This window comes from Lysinimonas soli (assembly GCF_042655435.1).
Taxonomy (GTDB): domain Bacteria; phylum Actinomycetota; class Actinomycetes; order Actinomycetales; family Microbacteriaceae; genus Lysinimonas; species Lysinimonas soli.
The window spans coordinates 132,435-148,512 of sequence record NZ_JBHSMG010000002.1; the positions used below are offsets into that span (position 1 = coordinate 132,435).

Below are 16,078 nucleotides of genomic sequence, written 5' to 3' on the forward strand. Positions count from 1 at the left end.
CGGTACGTTCTCCACATGACCGATGCTCAACAGCTGGACGCCGTCGCGGCTCGCCGGACCCGATTCGTCGTCGCACTCCTGTTCTCAACCGGAGCGCTGATGGCTGTCGGGGGAGTCGTCGCGGGGCTGATCGCGAGGGCGGCCGTCCTCACATCTCCCTCGGTCGGTTCCGCGCCGCAGTTGCTCCCGGTGCTGTCGCAGACCGGCTACCTGTTCCCGAAGGCACGCGCGAGCGCACCCGATGGCGCGGGCATCTGGATCGGAATCATCGTCGCGGCGCTCGGGGTGATCGTCCTGCTGGTCGGGGGGATCCTGGCATGGACACGGCTGCGCGGCAACGGCTCCACCGGCACCGGCACCGGCGGACGTCGCACCGGAACCACCGTCGCGCTGCTCGTCGGCGCGGGCACCGTGATGACGGTCGTCGGGTTCGTCGGCGGATTGGTCGCGCGATCATTCGCCGATCGCGCCTCGCGGCTGGCTTCCGAGGCGACCCGGCTCATCAGCGACCCGACGAATCCGATCGGGCTGGCCTTCGACCCCACGTCGGCTCACTCCGTTCCGCCGGACTTCACCCTGTTCTGGATCGCGATGGCGATCGCGGCGCTCGGCGCACTGCTTCTCGTGTTCGGCATCGCCGTCGCGGCGACCCGTCGGCGTGCGGCGAAGCGGGGCACCCAGCCGATATCGTGAGTGGGGTGATGGACCTCGCCGGAGGTCGCTCCCGAACCGTCGGCACCGGCTGAGAGGTCCTCCCGAACTCCGATCCGACGAGCCGAGGCAGGAGGCCCATGCCCGACGAGGAGGAGCTCAGCAGCGCCGAACTCCGCGCGTCGCTGCCTGTCGACAGCGATGTCGAGGTCGACGACGTCACCCCCGCCGCCGCGCCGCAGCCCGTGCACCTGCGCCCCGCCTACGTCGGGATCGTCGCGCTCGGCGGTGCCCTCGGCACGGGCGCGCGCGAGCTGCTCTCGCTCGCCATTCCCGCGATCGGTGCCTTCCCGATGGCGATCTTCGTCATCAACCTCACCGGAGCCTTCGCCCTCGGGATCGCCCTCGAGGTGCTGTTGCGCCTCGGGCCCGACGAGGGTCATCGCCGACGGCTGCGGCTGTTCGTGGGCACGGGATTCCTGGGCGGCTACACCACCTACAGCACGCTCGCCGTCGGCACCGCCCAGGCGATCACGGGCGGCCAGGCGGCGATCGGCATCCTGTACGCCCTTCTCAGCGTGATCGCCGGGGCCGCCGCCGCCTTCGCGGGCATCGCCGTCGCCGCGGCGGGGCACCGACGACGCCTCGCCCTCAGGGCGGCGCGCCGATGACCGCCCTGCTGTTCATCGCGGTGTGCGCGGCGGGGGGCATCGGCGCGGCCCTGCGGTTCGTGGTCGACGGGCTCGTCCGCGCCCGCGTGCGCACGGTGTTCCCGTTCGGCACCGCCCTGATCAACGTCACCGGTTCCCTCGTGCTGGGCTTCCTGACCGGGCTCACCCTGGGCGCGGTGCTCGCACCCGAGTGGGAGCTCATCCTCGGCACCGGGGTCATGGGCGGCTACACGACCTTCAGCACCGCCAGCGTCGAGACCATGCGCCTGATCCAGAACCGCGAGTACCTGCCCGCGCTCGTCAACGGGCTCGGGATGCTCGTGCTCACCGTGCTCCTCGGTCTGCTCGGCCTCTGGCTGGGGTCGCTCCTCTAACCCGCCGGGTGCCGCCGTGGCTACGCTGGGCAGGCGGGTACCGCGACTCGCGTCGATGTCGAACGGAGTGCCGGATGGCCGAGCTCATTCCGATCCCCTCTCCCGGTGCTCCGCTCGTCTATGGCGACGCGGGCGACCCCGCCGTCGTCGTGCTGCACGACTGGTACGGGCGCCTTCCCTGGCTGGCGCCGTACGCCGAGGCGCTCGCCCAGCGCGGAGGGTTCCGCGTCATCGTCCCGGACCTCTACGACGGGGTCGCGACCGTCGACGCCGCGCAGGCCGAGACGCTGATGGACCAGCTGGACCGCGACTTCGCTCGAGCCGCTGTCGTCGCCGAACTCGACGCGGCGCGCGCCGCGGGGTCGCCGCGAGCCGGCATCGTCGGCTTCTCGCTGGGGGGCGGCCTGGCGCTGCAGGTCGCCCAGAGCGGAGAGGTGGATGCCGCGGTCGCCTACTACGCGACCCTCCCGTCGTCGCAGCACGGCATCATCCCCTGCCCCGTGCTGTTGCAGTTCGCCGAGTCGGACGACTGGCCCGAGACCGGCACTCCCGAGGCGTTCGTCTCGCGGCTGCGCGAGAACGGCACGCCGGTCACGCAGCACGGCTACGCCGGCACCGTGCACGGTTTCGCGAACGCGAGCATCCCCGCCCCGACCGACACGCGTGCGGCCGCCCTCGCCTTCGCTCGCACGACCACCTTCCTCGAGTCGCACCTCGCCGACTGACGGCGGAGGTGCGCCTCGGATGCCGATGCCGAAAGACGGAACGACCCGCGGTCCGAAGATCGCGGGTCGTTCCTGGGGGCCGCTGCGGCACTCATCGGACCGGGACGGCGAGGCGCGCCAGGCGCTCCGCCGCGCGCTCCCGCGCCGCGCGGTCGCGTTCGGCGTCGAACCGGGCGATCGCCCGGTCGCGGGCGTCGACGCGAGCCACGTGACGCCGGCCCCAGATCACGAGAGCCAGTCCCAGTCGCAGCGCGAGGCGGTCGGCAGCGGAGCTGCGCGGCGCGACCCGCAGCGAGGGATGGTTCGCGATCGGAGCAGGGGCGACCGGCCCGGGGCTCCGTGAAGCCTCGAGAGTGGTGGTGTTCATGGTGTGTCCTTCTGTTCGAACGGACCGGTGGGTCCGCGCGGCGACGCTCGCGCGCGGGTTGCGAGCGAGCGTCCGTGAGGGGCGCGCACGGCCGGGTAGGCGGCGCGACGACACCGCGCAGAAGCACGTGCCGTGTGTCGGACGGGAGGGCGGACGACGGGGCGCGGAGCGCCGAGAGCCTCGGCCGAGGAATGGCCTCGTCGGCGGCGTCAGCGTCGAACGGATGACCGTCGAGCGGATGACGCGGGTCGGCGAACGCCTATGCGGCGGTGGGAACGACGGCGCCGACGAGGCAGGCCTTCACTGCGCGCGTACGGCGCGTCATGAGTGTGTTCATCATGGGAATCGGCCTCCTCTCGTTGTCGGCGTGAACCCCCACCGTAGCGGGGCGGCCCAGCGGAAGGCAACAGGAAAACGAGGAAAGGTGTCCAGTTCGAGACGATTGGCCCCGTCGGGTCACGACGTCGCTGACTGCGCCGCCGCGATCCCGGGCAGCGCGACCGCCTTGCTCATGAATCGGGTCACGTTCTCGTCGACGATGATGTCGCTCGGCCGCAGTGGCCGCGTGAGGTAGAGGCCCTCGAGCGCCGTGATCCGGCTGAGCGCCACGTAGGTCTGCCCGGGAGCGAAGCTGCGCTGCCCGAGGTCGACGATCGCGCGGTCGTAGCTCTTGCCCTGCGACTTGTGGATGGTGACCGCCCACGCCAGCCGCAACGGGAACTGCGTGAACTCGGCGACGACATCCTTGTTGAGCGTCTTGGTCGCCGCGGAGTAGCTGTAGCGGTACCGCTCCCAGGTGGCGGGGCGCACCTCGTGGCGTTCGCCGTCGATCTCGACCGTCACCGTGTCGGCGATCTTGACGACCTCGCCGATGGTGCCGTTCACCCAGCGGCCGTCGCCGCCGCTGTCGTTGCGCAGGAACATCACCTGCGCGCCGACCTTCAGTTCGAGCTTCTCGTCGGCCGGGTACGCGCGCCCGCCGAACTCGCCGCTGACCTCGGCGACCGCCGAGAGGGAGCGCCCGGGCAGCTTCGCGAGCGCCGCGGCGTTGATGCGGGTCACCGTCGCGTTCGTGGTGGCGAGCGTGATCGCGCCCTCGCTCGGGGCGGGCCGTGCGCCGACGTCGTTGAGGCGCTGCGCCATCTCGGCCGTGACCACTCCGTGCCGCACCGCCGTCAGCAGCTTCTTGAACTCCAGCTCGTGCTGCCGGTGGATGGTCGCCAGCTCGTAGATCGTCAGCTCGGCCTCGTCCCAGACCCGGGCGTCGAAGAACCACATCGAGCGGTAGCGATCGGCGAAGTACGCGCGCTCCTCGGGGTCGCCCGGCACCGGCGCGAGCTGGAAGGGGTCACCGAACAGCACCAGCTGCACCCCGCCGAACGCCTCGTGCGGTCGCTGGCGAGCCTGGCGCAGGCTGCGGTCGATGGCATCCAGCAGATCGGCGTTGACCATCGACACCTCGTCGATGACCAGGGTGTCGATCGCGTTCAAGAGCTTGCGCACCTCGGGGCCCTGTTCGATCGCGTGGTCGGCGATGACGCCGATCGGCAGGCGGAACAGCGAGTGGATGGTCTGGCCGCCCACATTGAGGGCGGCGACCCCGGTGGGGGCGGCGATCACCACGTTCTTGGACGTGTTCCACGACAGGTGCTCGAGCAGGGTCGACTTGCCGGTGCCGGCGCGGCCCGTGACGAAGATGTGCGCCCTGCTGTTCTCGATCGCGCCGAACACGGCCGCCTGCTCGGGCGACAGCACGGGCAGCGACACGATCCTCCAGAGCGACAGGGGTGGATGTCGTCGCTCGCGCGCGGCCGACGATTCACCCTAACCGCGCCGTCGGGATGACGCGGGCAACTGTCCCTAGGATTCACCTCATGCGGCGCACCCTCCTTCCCTGGGTCGTGGCATTCGGGATCGCGGTGCTGGGCGCGGTGGGCACGGTCGCGACCCTGAACGCGACGCTGTTCGGGCCCGGCGCGTTCGTGCAGGTCTACCTGGATGCCCTGGCCCGCGGCGACGCGTCCGACGCCCTGTCGCTGCCCGGGGTCGACGCGGGCGGCCGGGCGGCCGGCGCGAGCACCGCGCTGCTGCGGGACGGCGCCCTGGCGGGGCTGAGCGACATCCACCAGACCGGTGACGAATCGCGCGCCGGCGACCGCTGGATCACCTTCGATTGGACCTCGCCGCACGGTTCCGGCACCACCACCTTCCAGGTGAAGCGCATCGGCACGCGCTTCGGCCTCTTTCCGGAGTGGGGATTCGCGGTGAGCCCGGTGGCCACGGTCTCGCTCGCGGTCGAGCACGACCCGCACTTCACGGTCAACGGCGCCGCCGAGGTGTCGGCGACGACGTCGAACGCGCCCTCGGACTACGCAGTTCTCGTGCCGGGCTCGTACACCTTCGCGCACGGCAGTCGCTACCTCACCGCGACCCCGCGGCTCGTGCTCGCCGACACGGTCGGCCAGAATCTCTCGGTTCAGGTCGACATCCAGGCGAACGCGCGGTTCGTCGCGGCGGTCGACGCTCGCTTGCGCGCACAGCTCACGGCGTGCGCGAAGCAGACGGTGCTGTTCCCGACCGGATGCCCGTTCGGCCAGGCGATCGACAACCGGGTCTCGTCGGCCCCGGCATGGTCGATCGTGAGCTACCCGACGACCCGCATCGAGCCGGGCGCGGAATTCGGCAGCTGGGTGGTGCCCGGCGTGGCGGGAACCGCCCACCTCAGGGTGTCGGTGACCTCGCTCTACGACGGGAAGGTCACGACCTTCGACCAGGACGTGCCGTTCCAGCTGAGGGCGCGGCTCGCCTTCGGCGCCGACGGCTCGATCACCGTCGACCTGCGCTGACGCGCCGCGCGCGCCCGCGCCCGCCCCGCCGGCCGCCGGCCGCCTGCTCGACGCGCGGGTGCCAAATGAAGGAGATCGCCCGCCGGAAGCCCTCCGCCGCCCGGGTTCCGGCATCCTGACCCGCAGATCTCCTTCATTTGGCGTCGTGGCGTGGGACTCGGCCCCGTGTCCGCCCGCCCGCGGGACTCGCGGCGGGCTCAGCGCCGGGGATCGCGGCCGGCCAACATCGCGTTGTACGCCTCGAGTTCGGCATCGCCGTCGCGGTCGGCGGCACGATCGCGACGCTTGGCCTCGCGCGTGTCGCTGCGGCTCCACAGCACGGCCACGATGATCGCGAGACTCACGGTCGGGATCTCGCCCACGCTCCAGGCGATCCCGCCCGCCGCCTGCTGATCCTGCAGCGGCGTGGCACCCCAGTTGCGCCCCATCGCCCCGTACCAGTCCGACAGGAACAGCCCCGTGTTCGAGATCATCGCCAGGCCGAAGAAGGCGTGCAGGGCCATCGTGGCGAGCAGCAGGATGAGCCGCAGCGGGTACGGCGCCTGGTTGCCGACCGGGTCGATGCCGACCAGGGTCTGCACGAAGAGGTAACCCACGATGAGGAAGTGGATGGTCATCCACTCGTGGCCGACATGGTCGGTCGTCGCCCAGCGGAACAGCGAGGAGTAGTAGAACACCCAGAGCGACGCGGCGAACAATCCGGCGGCGACCAGCGGGTGCGTCAGCACGCGCGCGACACGCGAATGGACGAGCAGCAGGATCCACTCGCGAGCCCCGCGGCTGCCGTCATCCCGCTTCCTGATCGTGCGCAGCGCGAGCGTGACCGGCGCGCCGAGCACCAGGAACACCGGGATCGCCATCGTCAGCAGCATGTGCCCGAGCATGTGCTCGCTGAACAGGAACTGCTCGTAGACGTTGATCGACCCGTTCGTCACCCAGAGCAGCACGACCATGCCCGAGACCCAGAGCACGGTGCGGTGCCACGGCCAGACGTCGCCGCGGCGGCGCAGTCGCACGACGCCCGCGAGGTAGAAGAACACCGCGAAGAACACGACGAGCGCCCAGAGCAGGTCGAGGTTCCAGGCGGTGATGAACTTGGCGGCGTCCAACGGCGGCGGCAGCGCCTTGCCGGTGAGGTATTCGGCCGGCGTGGTGTTCTGCAGCGTGGATGCCGACACGGCATCCACGGGCGGCGGCGAGACCGCGAGCGCCGAGGCCACGCCCTCCGCGATCCCCATGAAGGCCAACTCGGCCGTCGCCAGCGCCCAGAACAGTCGACGGGTCGCGCCGCGCGTCAACCGGCCGATGATGAGTCGCCGGTAGAGCGCGCCGAACAGGCCGAGCGCACCCAGGGCCGTCACCTTGACGAGCACCAGGATGCCGTACGGCGTGAGCAGATTGGGCAGCTCGCCGAGGCGGATCGCCGCGTTCACGGTGCCCGAGGCCGCGACGACCAGGAAGGCGATCAGCGCGATCGTCGAGTACCGCGGCAGCACCGCGGCCATCCGCTCGGGGCTCAGGGTGTTCCGCAGCAGCACGAGCGTCAGCAGCCCGCCCAGCCAGAAGCCCGCGAACAGCACGTGCAGCCAGATCGCCGTGATCGCCTGATCGTGGCTCGCGGTGTCGCCGGCGTGGCCCTGCTGCGAGAGCGGAATCAACCCGATCACCGCGAGCACCGTCACGAGCCCCAGCACCGTCACATTGCGAACCGCGAAGCACAGCACCGTGATGGCGGCGCCGAGCAGGGTGGTCCAGAGCCAGGCGCGTCCCTCGGGCTGCGTCGTGAGGTACTGCCCCAGGCCCTGCCCGTAGGAGTTCGACAGGCTCGGCGCGGCATAGCTCGAACTCGAGAAGACGAAGACACAGGATGCCGCCGCCGCGACCGTCCAGACCGCGGCGCCCGCCGCAGCGACATCGAGGGCGCGGGCGAACTCCCGCTCGGCGGGGCTCAGCGCGAACACCGCGAGCGCGAGCGCGCCGATCGCCAGCGCGATCCCCAGATCGACGATGAGCTTCGCGATCGGAACCCCGTAGCGCACCACGGCACCCGGGTCGATCGCGATCGGGGCGTTGGCTCCGCCGCCGACGGCGAGGGCGGCGAGCAGCGCGGCGAAAGCGAGCACCAGCAGGACCGCCGGCGCAGCGACCTTCGCGACGCGTTGCACCGTACGAGCGTATTCGAGTCAGGCCCAGGGAACGGTGGGAGGAGGCCCGCCCCGAGACGACGAAGGGCGTCAGACCCGAAGGTCTGACGCCCGAGCGTCAGAACTGCCGACTACGTGATGACTACTTGGCGGCGGCCTTGAGCTTGCTGCCGGCCGAGATCTTCACGCCGTACCCGGCGGCGATGTGGATCGTCTCGCCCGTGGCGGGGTTGCGGCCCTCGCGAGCGGCACGGTGCGTGCGCTCGACGCTGAGCCAGCCCGGGATGCTGACCTTGGTGCCCTCGCCGACCGACTTGGCCAGAACGGCGAAGAGAGCGTCGAAGACCCCGGAGACGGCGGCCTGGCTCTGGCCCGAGTCGGCGGCGACCGCGGCCACGAGATCGTTCTTGTTGAGTGACTTGTCAGCCATGAGTGTCCTCCTCGGACCTAGTGCGTTTTCGTGTGGCATGTGTGGCCCGAAGCGTCGCGCCCCTGAACCGCCCCTGAAACTAGCAGTAAATACCGGCATTTCCGGGCAGGACGGCGCGGTGAGCCTGATCCGGGGAAAACTCGCAGATTCTGTCGCGCAGACGAGAAGAGGGGCTTCGGATCGCTCCGGAGCCCCTCTTCGCCATGCGAAGCCGTCAGTCGACGACTACCAGCTGGACTTCGTGATGCCGGGCAGCTCGCCTCGGTGGGCCATGTCACGGAAGCGGATGCGCGAGACACCGAACTTCGTGAGCACACCACGGGGGCGGCCGTCGATGGCGTCGCGGTTGCGCAGGCGCACCGGCGAGGCGTTGCGCGGTAGCTTCTGCAGGCCCACGCGAGCGGCCTCGCGGGACTCGTCGGTGCCCGCCGGGTCGACGAGCGCCTTCTTCAGCTCCAGTCGTTTCGCGGCGTACCGCTCGACGATCACGGCGCGCTGGTTGTTGCGCGCGATCTTGCTCTTCTTGGCCATTAGCGCTCCTCGCGGAATTCGACGTGCTTGCGGACGACCGGGTCGTACTTCTTGAGCACGATGCGGTCGGGATCGTTGCGACGGTTCTTGCGGGTCACGTAGGTGTACCCGGTGCCGGCGGTCGAGCGGAGCTTGATGATCGGACGAACGTCCTGAGCCTTCTTGGCCATCAGATCTTCTCCCCACGAGCCAGGATGTCTTTGACTACCGACTCGATACCCCGCACATCGATCACCTTGATGCCCTTGGCGGACACGTTCAGGGTGACGCTGCGACGAAGCGACGGGACGTAGTAGGTCTTCTTCTGCACGTTCGGGTCGAAGCGGCGCTTCGTCCGGCGGTGCGAGTGCGAGATGTTGTGTCCGAAGCCGGGAACGGCTCCGGTCACCTGGCACACTGCTGCCATGGTTTCATTCCTTCTCTGATTTACCGTGAGGCGAACGCCTCACCCAAGGTCACTTGTCGGCACGCCGAAACCGCGGTACCCCACCCGGAGGCGGGGGTCGACGGTGGCGCACAAGAAGCGCAGGATCACGAATGATCCGCGCGCAACTTCACAAGACTACGCGACTATCGCTCGTTCGAGCAATCGGCGCAGTAGCCGAAGACGTCGACGACGTGCTCGGGGCGGGTGAAACCGTTCGCGGCGGCGACGTCCTTCGCCCACTGCTCCACGGCATCCGCCGAGATCTCGACCGTGCGACCGCAGCTGCGGCAGATCAGGTGGTGGTGGTGCGAGCCGGGGGTGCAGGCGCGATAGAGGCTCTCGCCCTCCTGCTGCAGGGCATCCGCGTCGCCCTCCGTCGCGAGGTCGGCGAGGGCGCGGTAGACCGTGGCCAAGCCGACCGACGAGCCGGCGTCGCGCATGTGGGCGTGCAGAGCCTGGGCGCTCACGAACCCCTCGGTGGTCCCGAGGGCCTCGCGCACGGCCTCGCGCTGCCAGGTGTTCCGCTTCACGACGACCTCCTCACGCCACGCCCACGATACGTCGCCGGTCGCGCGCGCGTTTCGCCCGTCGCGCCGACGCGATCCGGCAGACCAGGTAGATCAGGAACGAGATGGTCGTCACGTAGGGGCTGATCGGCACACTCGATCCGAGCGCGAGCAGGATGCCGCCCACGAGCGACATGAGCGCGAAGGCGGTGCTCAGCACGGGCACGAGCACGGGGGAGGACGACACCCGCAGCGCCGAGGCCGCCGGAGTGACCAGCACCGACAGCACGAGCAGCGCGCCCACCACCTGCACGCTCACCGCGACGGCCAGGCCGAGCAGCAGCATGAACACGAGCGAGAGCGCGCGCACCGGCACGCCGCGCGCGGCCGCGACATCGGCGTCCACGCTCGCGAAGGTCAGCGGACGCCAGACGATCAGCAGTCCGACGACGACGACGACGGCGATCAGGGCGAGGGAGTTGAGCCGCGGGTCGTCGACCGCGACGATCTGCCCGGTGAGCAGGCCGAACTTGTTCGAGCTGCGACCGGGGTAGAGCGCGAGGCACAGGATGCCGAGACCGAGCCCGAAGGGCATGAGCACCGCGGTGATCGAGTTGCGATCGCGCGCGCGCGAGCCGAGCACGCCGATCACGGCGGCCGCGATGATCGACCCGACGATGGATCCCTCGACGACGCCGACGCCGAACAGCAACCCCGCGGCCGCTCCCGCGAAGGAGAGCTCGCTGATGCCGTGCACGGCGAAGGCGAGATCGCGCGACATGACGAAGACACCGATCAGCCCGCCCACGACGCCGAGCACGGCGCCGGCGAGGATCGAGTTGTGCAGCAGTGCGAGCAACTGCCCGTAGTCGGTGAAGTCGAACAGCTGCGACCACCAGTCCGTGCCAGCTGTTCCGGCCGCTCCGGCGATCCCGGACGCGGCGATGACGCCCGCGATCACGGCAGATCCGCCCCGTGATCGTGGTCGTGCCCGTGGACGTGGGACTGGTCGGGCGTTCCGACGATCACCACCCGACCGCGAGCGCGGATCACGTCGACCGGCGACTGGTACAAGTCGCTGAGCACCTCGGAGCGCAGCACCTCGTCGGGCGTGCCGATCCGGAACCGGCGACCGGCCAGGTACAGCACCCGATCGACCACCTCGAGCACCGGGTTGATGTCGTGCGTCACGAAGAGCACCCCGAAGCCGCGCGCGCGGCGGTTGTCGTCGATGAGCCGGCTGACCACCCCCTGCGCGCGCAGGTCGAGCGAGAGCAGCGGCTCGTCGCACAGCAGCAGGGCCGGATCGCCCGCCAGGGCCTGACCGATCCGGAGGCGCTGCTGCTCGCCGCCGGAGAGGCTCGCGATCGGGGCGTTCCCGTAGTGCTCCGCGCCGACGGCCGCGAGCAGGGCGTCGATCTTCTCGCGCCGCGCGCGGGTGGGCAGGGCGACGCCCCAGCGGTGTCCGTCGACGCCGAGGCCCACCAGGTCGCGACCGCGCAGGGGCGTCCCCTCGTCGGCGAGGCGCTGCTGCGGCACGTAGCCGATCCGACGCCCGCCGTGGTGCACGGGCTCCCCGAGGAAGGTCGCGGTTCCGGCGCTCAGCGGATGCTGCCCCAGCACGACCTTGAGCAGGCTCGTCTTGCCCGAGCCGTTGGCTCCGAGCACGGCGACGAACTCGCCCGGGGCGACGTCGAGGTCGAGGCCGCTCCACAGCACCCGCCCACCGAGGGTGAGCTCCGCGTCGCGGAGCGAGAGGATCGGGGCGGGAGCTGAGGTCGGCATCGGCGTCAGTCTCCCAGAGCCTGGGCGATGGTGGCGAGCACGCCCTTCTGCCACTCGACGTAGTCGAAGCCGGAGGGGAGCGTCTCAGAGACCGGTACCGCGGGAACGCCGGCCTTCTTCGCGGCGGCGAGCACGGCATCCGTCTGCGCACCGCTCGTCTGAACGTTGTAGACGAGCAGCTTCGCCTCTCCCGAGGAGAACGTCGCCAGCGTCTGCTGCAGCACGCCGACCGGTGCATCGGTGCCGTCCTCGATCGCCCGGCTGAACGCCTTGGGCGTCACGACCTTGACCTTGAGCGCGGCGAGCAGGTAGTCCGGAACCGGCTCGGTGATCGCGACCCCCACCCCGGCCGTGGCCGTCGAGAGCCGCGAAGCGCTGTTCTCCAGTCCGTCGAGGGCGACGCGCAGCTTCGCCCCGTTGTCGGCGAAGACCGCCGAATGCGCCGGGTCGGCCTTCTCGAACGCGGCGACCAGCGCATCCACGACCTTGGCGACCGTCGGAAAGTCGTAGAAGACGTGCTCGTTGAAGTCCGCAACCGTGGTGTCGTAGCCCGAGAGCTTGACCGCGTCGATGCGGCTCGCCTTCGTGTTGCCCGAGGCCGACAGCATCGTGCCGACGAAGTCGTCGTATCCACCCCCGTTCTCGATGACCACCTGCGCCTTCGACACGGCCAGTTGCGTGCGGGCGTCGGCCTGGTACTCGTGCGGATCTTTCGCGGGGTCGTCGATGATCGAGGTGACGTTGGCGTACTTGCCACCCACCGTCGAGGCCAGATTCCCGTAGACGTTGGTCGAGGCCACGACCTGGATGCCGGCCGGCGCGTCCTGCGAGGTGCCGGTGCAGCCCGTCAGCGTGAGCGCCGCGGTCACGGCGACGACGAGGGCGGCGAGCGCGGCGGGGGCGCGGCGAGGGGCGACACGGGGGGCGACACGGATCCGAGAAATGGGCATGACTCGACGTTAGCCGCTATTGATAATCATTGTCAAAGTGTGCGCGTGGCGCGGCGCGTGCGGGGCGCGACTTCCTGATCCGGCTTCGGGCACGGGCCGGATCCACGCGCGGAGTCGGCCGAGACGGCCGGACCACTCAGTCCAGCAGCAGGGCCGGCTCCTCGAGCACGCTCGCGATGTCGGCCGTGAAACGGCTGGCCACATCGCCGTCGACGACCCGGTGGTCGAAGCTCGCGCCGACCGTGGTCACGTACGCCGGCCGCACCTCGCCGTCGACGACCCACGGCTTGAGCTTGATCGCGCCGAGGGCGACGATGCCGACCTCGCCCGGATTGAGGATCGGCGTGCCGGTGTCCATCCCGTACGAGCCCAGGTTCGTGATCGTCACCGTGCCCTTGGACATGTCGGCGGGCTGCGTCTTGCCGTCGCGCGCCGTGAGCGTCAGCTGCTCGAGCGCCTGGGCGAGTTCGAGCAGGCTCAGGTTCTGGGCATCCTTGATGTTCGGCACGATGAGCCCGCGCGGGGTGGCCGCGGCGATTCCGAGGTTCACGTAGTGGTGCACGACGATCTCTTGATCGGTCCAGCTCGAGTTCACGGTGGGATTGCGCCGCACCGCCCAGATGACGGCCTTGGCCATCACGAGCAGCGGGCTGATCCGCACTCCGGCGAAGTCGGGGGAGTTCTTGAGCCGCTTGACGAACTCCATCGTGCGGGTCGCGTTGACGTCGCTGAACACGCTCACGTGCGGCGCCGTGAAGGCGCTCTGCACCATGGCGGTCGCGATCGCCTTGCGCACGCCCTTGACCGGGATGCGCTCCTCGCGATCCGCCGGCCACTCGGGCGTCTGGATGTTGCGGAAGACACTCGCCTGCGAGGCCTGCCGGATGACGTCGTCCCGGGTGATCTCGCCGGCCAAACCGGTCGCAGTCACCGTCATGAGGTCGACATCGAGGTCTTTGGCGAGCTTGCGGATCGGCGGCTTCGCGATCACCGGGGCCGCGGATGCCGCGGGTACCGAGCTCGGCCGACGAGCCGGTGCCACGCCCGCTGTGCCCGCCCGGGCGGCGTCGGTTCCGGCTGCCGCTCCCTCGGATCCGGCGCCCTCCACTCCCACGGGCCGACGCCGGCGCGTGGCGGCGTGTCCGCCCTTCGACCCGTAACCGACGAGCACGGCCCCCGACGACTCGTCCGCCGGGGCGGGCGCGGCAGCAGGCGCCGCAGCAGCCGCAGGAATATCCGCGACGATACCCGGCGTCTCGGCGGCCGTCGCCTGCAGCTCGAGGGCGCCGCCCTCCGAGTCGACGCGGATGATCACGGTGCCGACCTCGACGGTGTCGCCCTCGGCGGCGAGCAGCTCCGTGACCGTGCCGGCGAACGGCGACGGGAGCTCGACGAGCGACTTCGCCGTCTCGATCTCGACGAGCACCTGATTCACGGTGACCGCGTCACCGGGCTTGACCTTCCACGAGACGATCTCGGCCTCGGTCAGACCCTCGCCGACATCCGGCAGCGGGAACTCGGATTGCGTCACGTTCGGCTCCTCGGTGATTCGGCGGACGGGGAAGGGCGCGGCTCAGTAGGCGAGCGCGCGGTCGACGGCTTCGAGGACGCGGTCGGCATCCGGGAGGTAGACGCCCTCGAGCTTGGCGGGCGGGAAGGGGGTGTCGAAGCCGCTCACCCGCAGCACGGGCGACTCGAGCGAGTAGAAGGCGCGCTCGGCGACCGTCGCCGCGATCTCGGAGCCGACGCTGGTGTTGCCCGGCGCCTCCTGCGCGACGACGAGCCGTCCGGTCTTCTGCACCGACTCGAGGATCGGCGCGTAGTCGATGGGCGACAGCGAGCGCAGGTCGATGACCTCGACGCTCGTCCCCTCGGCTGCGGCGATCTCCGCAGCCTGCAACAGGACCGACACCATCGCGCCGTGACCGACCAGGGTGACCTCGGTGCCGATCCGCACGACGCGGCTCGCCTGGAGGGCACCCGGCGCCGTCTCGCGGTCGACCTCGCCCTTCTGCCAGTAGCGGCTCTTGGGCTCGAAGAACATGACGGGGTCGTTGCTCGCGATGGCCTGCTGGATCATCCAGTAGCCGTCCTGCGGGGTCGCCGGGCTGACCAGGCGCAGGCCCGCGGTGTGCGCGAAGTAGGCCTCGGGGCTCTCCTGGTGGTGCTCGACCGCGCCGATGTGCCCGCCGTACGGCACCCGGATGACCACCGGGAACGACAGCGCGCCCTCGTGACGATTGGTGAGTTTGGCCAGCTGCGAGGTGATCTGGTCGAAGCCGGGGTAGATGAAGCCGTCGAACTGGATCTCGCACACCGGTCGGTATCCGCGCATCGCCAGGCCGATGGCCGTTCCGACGATCCCCGACTCGGCCAGGGGGGTGTCGAGCACCCGCTTGTCGCCGAACTCGGCCTGCAGCCCCTCGGTGACGCGGAACACCCCGCCGAGCCGGCCGATGTCCTCGCCCATCAGCAGCACGCGCGGGTCGTCGGCGAGCGCCTTCTGCAGTCCCAGGTTGATCGCCTTGGCGAGGGTCAGTTGCTCGCTCATTCGGCGGCCTCCTCGAACGAGCTCTCGTACGCGGTCAGCCAGGCCGACTGCTCGGCGACGAGCGAGTGCGGATCGGTGTAGACGTGCTCGAAGATCTTGCTGGTCGGCGGGTCCTGCAGCGTGAGGGTGCGGGCCCGCACGTCGGCCGCGAGGTCTTCGGCCTCGGTCGCCACCTCGTGGAAGAAGTCGTCGCCGGCGCCCTTCGCGCGCAGGAAGGTCTCGAACCGCGAGATCGGATCCCGTTGGCTCCACCGCTCGACCTCGGCCGAGTCGCGGTACTTGGTCGGGTCGTCGCTCGAGGTGTGCGCGCCGATGCGGTAGGTGAGGGCTTCGATGAAGCGCGGTCCGGCGCCGCCGCGGGCGGCATCCAGGCTGTCCTTGGTCACCGCGTAGCTGGCGAGCACGTCGTTGCCGTCGACCTGCACCGAGGGGATGCCGAACCCCGTCGAGCGCAGATAGAGCGGTGTGCGCGACTGCCGTTCGACCGGCACCGAGATCGCCCAGTGGTTGTTCTGCAGGAAGAACACCTGCGGGGTCTGGTAGCTCGCCGCGAAGACGAAGGCCTCGCTGACGTCGCCCTGGCTGGTGGCCCCGTCGCCGAAGTAGACGAGCACCGCGGCATCCGTCTCGGGGTCGCCGGTGCCGCTGGCCCCGTCGAGCGCGATTCCCATCGCATAGCCGGTGGCGTGCAGCGTCTGCGTGCCGATCACGATCGAGTAGAGGTGGAAGTTGCCGGTCTCGCTCGGCACCCAGCCGCCGTGGCTGAGCCCGCGCAGCATCTCGATCAGCCGCATCGGGTCGAGGCCGCGGATGCGACCCACGACGTGCTCGCGGTACGCCGGGAAGATGTGGTCCTGCGGGCGTGCCGCGTAGCCCGAACCGACCTGAGCGCCCTCCTGGCCGATGCTCGGGATCCAGAGCGCGAGCTGTCCCTGGCGCTGCAGGTTGCCGGCTTCGACGTCGAAGCGCCGGATGACGACCATCTGCCGGTGGAAGTCCTTCAGCTGCTCGTCGCTGAGCTTCTCGATGATCGGGAGGTACTGGGACGTCCGATCATTCTCGACGAGTGATCCCTCCGGGGACAACAGCTGAACCGTCTCCGCGGTGTAGGACATGGTGA

Annotated in this window: 19 protein-coding genes; 5 read left to right on the forward strand and 14 right to left on the reverse strand. The window is 70.2% G+C overall.

The window, feature by feature from the left end; translation table 11 throughout:
* The first annotated feature begins 15 nt into the window (after positions 1 to 15).
* From ACFPJ4_RS08180 to ACFPJ4_RS08195, 4 genes are all read left to right on the forward strand, one after another.
* Positions 16 to 693: a hypothetical protein gene (locus ACFPJ4_RS08180; RefSeq protein WP_386739915.1), complete on the forward strand. Its 678-nt coding sequence runs from the start codon at positions 16 to 18 to the stop codon at positions 691 to 693.
* Between the two features lie 98 nt (positions 694 to 791).
* Positions 792 to 1,322 carry a fluoride efflux transporter FluC gene (locus ACFPJ4_RS08185; RefSeq protein ID WP_386739916.1) on the forward strand — a complete coding sequence of 177 codons (531 nt, stop codon included), beginning with the start codon at positions 792 to 794 and terminating at the stop codon, positions 1,320 to 1,322.
* Positions 1,319 to 1,696: a fluoride efflux transporter CrcB gene (gene crcB / locus ACFPJ4_RS08190; RefSeq protein ID WP_386739917.1), complete on the forward strand. Its 378-nt coding sequence runs from the start codon at positions 1,319 to 1,321 to the stop codon at positions 1,694 to 1,696. The genes ACFPJ4_RS08185 and crcB overlap by 4 nt, the downstream gene beginning before the upstream one ends.
* Positions 1,697 to 1,770: 74 nt before the next feature.
* Positions 1,771 to 2,421 carry a dienelactone hydrolase family protein gene (locus ACFPJ4_RS08195; protein WP_386739918.1) on the forward strand — a complete coding sequence of 217 codons (651 nt, stop codon included), beginning with the start codon at positions 1,771 to 1,773 and terminating at the stop codon, positions 2,419 to 2,421.
* 91 nt (positions 2,422 to 2,512) lie between these two features.
* Here ACFPJ4_RS08195 and ACFPJ4_RS08200 read toward each other — a convergent pair whose 3' ends face one another.
* Together ACFPJ4_RS08200 and ACFPJ4_RS08205 are read right to left on the reverse strand one after the other, a co-directional pair.
* Positions 2,513 to 2,788 (reverse strand): hypothetical protein, encoded by a 276-nt coding sequence (locus ACFPJ4_RS08200; RefSeq protein WP_386739919.1) that lies wholly within the window; start codon positions 2,786 to 2,788, stop codon positions 2,513 to 2,515.
* 456 nt (positions 2,789 to 3,244) lie between these two features.
* Entirely contained in the window at positions 3,245 to 4,555 is a 1,311-nt protein-coding gene (locus ACFPJ4_RS08205) for an ATP-dependent DNA helicase (protein ID WP_386739920.1), read from the reverse strand.
* 107 nt (positions 4,556 to 4,662) lie between these two features.
* Between ACFPJ4_RS08205 and ACFPJ4_RS08210 the strand changes: the two genes are divergently transcribed.
* Entirely contained in the window at positions 4,663 to 5,634 is a 972-nt protein-coding gene (locus tag ACFPJ4_RS08210; protein WP_386739921.1) for a hypothetical protein, read from the forward strand.
* 197 nt (positions 5,635 to 5,831) lie between these two features.
* Here ACFPJ4_RS08210 and ACFPJ4_RS08215 read toward each other — a convergent pair whose 3' ends face one another.
* The 12 genes from ACFPJ4_RS08215 to ACFPJ4_RS08270 form a co-directional block, all read right to left on the reverse strand.
* The gene (locus ACFPJ4_RS08215) at positions 5,832 to 7,799 is read right to left on the reverse strand and encodes a bifunctional copper resistance protein CopD/cytochrome c oxidase assembly protein (RefSeq protein WP_386739922.1); all 1,968 of its coding nucleotides are present in this window, start codon (positions 7,797 to 7,799) and stop codon (positions 5,832 to 5,834) included.
* A gap of 121 nt (positions 7,800 to 7,920) precedes the next feature.
* On the reverse strand, positions 7,921 to 8,208 hold the full coding sequence (locus ACFPJ4_RS08220) for an HU family DNA-binding protein (RefSeq protein ID WP_386739923.1): 288 nt from the start codon (positions 8,206 to 8,208) through the stop codon (positions 7,921 to 7,923).
* A 225-nt stretch (positions 8,209 to 8,433) separates the two neighbouring features.
* Positions 8,434 to 8,739, reverse strand: coding sequence for a 30S ribosomal protein S14 (gene rpsN / locus ACFPJ4_RS08225; RefSeq protein ID WP_386739924.1), 306 nt, complete (start codon positions 8,737 to 8,739; stop codon positions 8,434 to 8,436).
* Entirely contained in the window at positions 8,739 to 8,909 is a 171-nt protein-coding gene (gene rpmG, locus ACFPJ4_RS08230; RefSeq protein ID WP_386739925.1) for a 50S ribosomal protein L33, read from the reverse strand. The genes rpsN and rpmG overlap by 1 nt, the downstream gene beginning before the upstream one ends.
* Positions 8,909 to 9,145 (reverse strand): 50S ribosomal protein L28, encoded by a 237-nt coding sequence (gene rpmB / locus ACFPJ4_RS08235; RefSeq protein WP_386739926.1) that lies wholly within the window; start codon positions 9,143 to 9,145, stop codon positions 8,909 to 8,911. Before rpmB ends, rpmG begins: the two co-directional genes overlap by 1 nt.
* 164 nt (positions 9,146 to 9,309) lie before the next feature.
* On the reverse strand, positions 9,310 to 9,696 hold the full coding sequence (locus ACFPJ4_RS08240) for a Fur family transcriptional regulator (RefSeq protein ID WP_386739927.1): 387 nt from the start codon (positions 9,694 to 9,696) through the stop codon (positions 9,310 to 9,312).
* A 10-nt stretch (positions 9,697 to 9,706) separates the two neighbouring features.
* Positions 9,707 to 10,603 (reverse strand): metal ABC transporter permease, encoded by an 897-nt coding sequence (locus ACFPJ4_RS08245; protein ID WP_386740615.1) that lies wholly within the window; start codon positions 10,601 to 10,603, stop codon positions 9,707 to 9,709.
* 26 nt (positions 10,604 to 10,629) lie between these two features.
* Positions 10,630 to 11,457, reverse strand: coding sequence for a metal ABC transporter ATP-binding protein (locus ACFPJ4_RS08250; RefSeq protein WP_386739928.1), 828 nt, complete (start codon positions 11,455 to 11,457; stop codon positions 10,630 to 10,632).
* Positions 11,458 to 11,462: 5 nt separating this feature from the next.
* Positions 11,463 to 12,407 carry a metal ABC transporter solute-binding protein, Zn/Mn family gene (locus ACFPJ4_RS08255; RefSeq protein ID WP_386739929.1) on the reverse strand — a complete coding sequence of 315 codons (945 nt, stop codon included), beginning with the start codon at positions 12,405 to 12,407 and terminating at the stop codon, positions 11,463 to 11,465.
* A gap of 136 nt (positions 12,408 to 12,543) precedes the next feature.
* Positions 12,544 to 13,938: a dihydrolipoamide acetyltransferase family protein gene (locus ACFPJ4_RS08260; protein WP_386739930.1), complete on the reverse strand. Its 1,395-nt coding sequence runs from the start codon at positions 13,936 to 13,938 to the stop codon at positions 12,544 to 12,546.
* Positions 13,939 to 13,980: 42 nt separating this feature from the next.
* Positions 13,981 to 14,958 (reverse strand): alpha-ketoacid dehydrogenase subunit beta, encoded by a 978-nt coding sequence (locus tag ACFPJ4_RS08265; RefSeq protein WP_386739931.1) that lies wholly within the window; start codon positions 14,956 to 14,958, stop codon positions 13,981 to 13,983.
* The gene (locus tag ACFPJ4_RS08270) at positions 14,955 to 16,073 is read right to left on the reverse strand and encodes a thiamine pyrophosphate-dependent dehydrogenase E1 component subunit alpha (protein WP_386739932.1); all 1,119 of its coding nucleotides are present in this window, start codon (positions 16,071 to 16,073) and stop codon (positions 14,955 to 14,957) included. Before ACFPJ4_RS08270 ends, ACFPJ4_RS08265 begins: the two co-directional genes overlap by 4 nt.
* Positions 16,074 to 16,078: the final 5 nt, after the last annotated feature.

Bases quoted from the DNA above. Each gene is read 5' to 3' on its own strand.
- ACFPJ4_RS08180 (WP_386739915.1), top strand. From the start codon at position 16: ATGACCGATGCTCAACAGCTGGACGCCGTCGCGGCTCGCCGGACCCGA.
- ACFPJ4_RS08185 (WP_386739916.1), top strand. From the start codon at position 792: ATGCCCGACGAGGAGGAGCTCAGCAGCGCCGAACTCCGCGCGTCGCTG.
- crcB (WP_386739917.1), top strand. From the start codon at position 1,319: ATGACCGCCCTGCTGTTCATCGCGGTGTGCGCGGCGGGGGGCATCGGC.
- ACFPJ4_RS08195 (WP_386739918.1), top strand. From the start codon at position 1,771: ATGGCCGAGCTCATTCCGATCCCCTCTCCCGGTGCTCCGCTCGTCTAT.
- ACFPJ4_RS08200 (WP_386739919.1), bottom strand. From the start codon at position 2,788: ATGAACACCACCACTCTCGAGGCTTCACGGAGCCCCGGGCCGGTCGCC.
- ACFPJ4_RS08210 (WP_386739921.1), top strand. From the start codon at position 4,663: ATGCGGCGCACCCTCCTTCCCTGGGTCGTGGCATTCGGGATCGCGGTG.
- ACFPJ4_RS08220 (WP_386739923.1), bottom strand. From the start codon at position 8,208: ATGGCTGACAAGTCACTCAACAAGAACGATCTCGTGGCCGCGGTCGCC.
- rpsN (WP_386739924.1), bottom strand. From the start codon at position 8,739: ATGGCCAAGAAGAGCAAGATCGCGCGCAACAACCAGCGCGCCGTGATC.
- rpmG (WP_386739925.1), bottom strand. From the start codon at position 8,909: ATGGCCAAGAAGGCTCAGGACGTTCGTCCGATCATCAAGCTCCGCTCG.
- rpmB (WP_386739926.1), bottom strand. From the start codon at position 9,145: ATGGCAGCAGTGTGCCAGGTGACCGGAGCCGTTCCCGGCTTCGGACAC.
- ACFPJ4_RS08250 (WP_386739928.1), bottom strand. From the start codon at position 11,457: ATGCCGACCTCAGCTCCCGCCCCGATCCTCTCGCTCCGCGACGCGGAG.
- ACFPJ4_RS08255 (WP_386739929.1), bottom strand. From the start codon at position 12,407: ATGCCCATTTCTCGGATCCGTGTCGCCCCCCGTGTCGCCCCTCGCCGC.
- ACFPJ4_RS08265 (WP_386739931.1), bottom strand. From the start codon at position 14,958: ATGAGCGAGCAACTGACCCTCGCCAAGGCGATCAACCTGGGACTGCAG.
- ACFPJ4_RS08270 (WP_386739932.1), bottom strand. From the start codon at position 16,073: ATGTCCTACACCGCGGAGACGGTTCAGCTGTTGTCCCCGGAGGGATCA.